Raw genomic sequence first — 233 nt, forward strand, 5'->3', positions numbered from 1 at the left:
GTTGAAGGCGGTACCCGGAGGCAGCAGTTCCGGCTCCGTCGCGGCCAACCGGGTCATCTCTTCCGGCTGCCAGAGCGGCATCGCCGGTGCGCCGCTCGGCAGCGCGGATCCGGCATCGGCGCGAGGGGCCTGGGCGCCGAACAGCAGGGTGGAGAGGCGCCGTGCCAGCTGCGCCAGGCGGCGCGGGTAGCGGTTGCGTACCCCGCGGGTGGGCGTCAGGCGATCAAGCACGG

1 protein-coding gene is annotated in these 233 nt (G+C 74.2%); it reads right to left on the reverse strand.

The genetic code is table 11. The features are described from left to right. The coding region (locus ACQG3P_RS24495) for a hypothetical protein (RefSeq protein WP_426806500.1) at positions 1 to 233 on the reverse strand (233 nt) is incomplete at both ends.

This window comes from Stenotrophomonas sp. SrG (assembly GCF_050031795.1).
Classification (GTDB): domain Bacteria; phylum Pseudomonadota; class Gammaproteobacteria; order Xanthomonadales; family Xanthomonadaceae; genus Stenotrophomonas; species Stenotrophomonas rhizophila_A.